The sequence below is a fragment of the Bacillus sp. AY2-1 genome (assembly GCF_008368965.1).
In the GTDB taxonomy this organism is placed as follows: domain Bacteria; phylum Bacillota; class Bacilli; order Bacillales; family Bacillaceae_G; genus Bacillus_A; species Bacillus_A thuringiensis_S.
This window is the reverse complement of sequence record NZ_QPEL01000118.1, coordinates 1-1,077: the sequence shown is the minus strand read 5'-3', so window position 1 is coordinate 1,077 and position 1,077 is coordinate 1. Positions and strand designations below refer to the sequence as shown.

Sequence of the window (1,077 nt, the reverse complement as noted above, 5' to 3'; positions counted from 1 at the left end):
GATAAACAAGGTGCTAAATTAATTCTTAAGAAGCCATTACTATTTCATTTATCTAAAAATTGAAAAAATATGTGTAGATAGATATCATCTTAAATACATATATAATTAACTTTAATTTTCTGACAAGATTTCACATAATTCTTAAACTAATTTTTTACGTGCATTATGAAAAAAATTGCACCGTGTCAGTCTTTAAAAGATTATATATCATAACTTTAAGAGAGGAAGAAAAACTATGAAGATGAAAAGAAAAATCATTATGACAACAGCACTTGCCGCTACGTTAGCTACAGGTGCACTACCTACTACCTCGGTGTTTGCTGCAGAAAAAGAGGCTCCTATTCAACACAAAGAGGCACAATCGAGTATTCAACCTTTGGCACAAAATAATTTGGAAACAGCCGTTCAAGCTGCCTTAAATGGTCCAGAAGTCAAAAAAATTAAAGTATTTGAACATGAATTTAATGTAAAAGAAATAGAAGTAGTAAACCTAGGTGCAGGAAAAAAATATGTTAAGGGGCAAATTTCTCATCATTTAAGTTTTCGTCCAGATGATCAATTTTATTATGAGTTTACAGTACAAGATGGAAAGGTACTAGATAAACCTGTATTTAATATTGATAGAGGTGGTTGGACACCATTTGCCGCTCCACTTTTATCAATTCTTGCTGCGTATAATGGAATTCCAGTTAATCCAAATGATTTAAATACACTTGGTCAGCAAATTGGTAAAGTTATAGATGGAAGCTGGGAACATGCAGCCCAATCAATTGCAACTGTAGTTAGTCTAAGTTTTAATGAGTAGAATTTTTCAATTTTTATTAGCAGTGTAGAGATCCGCTTTTTGTAATCAGCCTTGTTATAAGAGATTCTAAAACAGCTATTAATAAATTTTTACCACTCAATCACATTATCTTGATTTGTTTACCACCTTATTATTCATTATATGTCACAAAATAGAAGTCTTTTTTAGGACTTCTGTTTTGTTTGTATTCAATGCAATAAACAGTTGTTTTTTTGGGAGGCTATACTTCGATTTTTCAATAATCCATTTGGCTATTAGAGACAATTTATAAT

1 protein-coding gene is annotated in these 1,077 nt (G+C 30.8%); it reads left to right on the top strand.

Annotation, left to right across the window (positions count from 1 at the left end; translation table 11 throughout):
• Positions 1-235 precede the first annotated feature (235 nt).
• Positions 236-805, top strand: a complete 570-nt coding sequence (locus tag DN403_RS23560) for a hypothetical protein (RefSeq protein WP_000782791.1) — start codon at positions 236-238, stop codon at positions 803-805.
• The last annotated feature ends 272 nt before the right edge of the window (positions 806-1,077 follow it).

Excerpts from the sequence above, each read along its gene's own strand:
- DN403_RS23560 (WP_000782791.1), top strand. The coding sequence starts at position 236 with ATGAAGATGAAAAGAAAAATCATTATGACAACAGCACTTGCCGCTACG.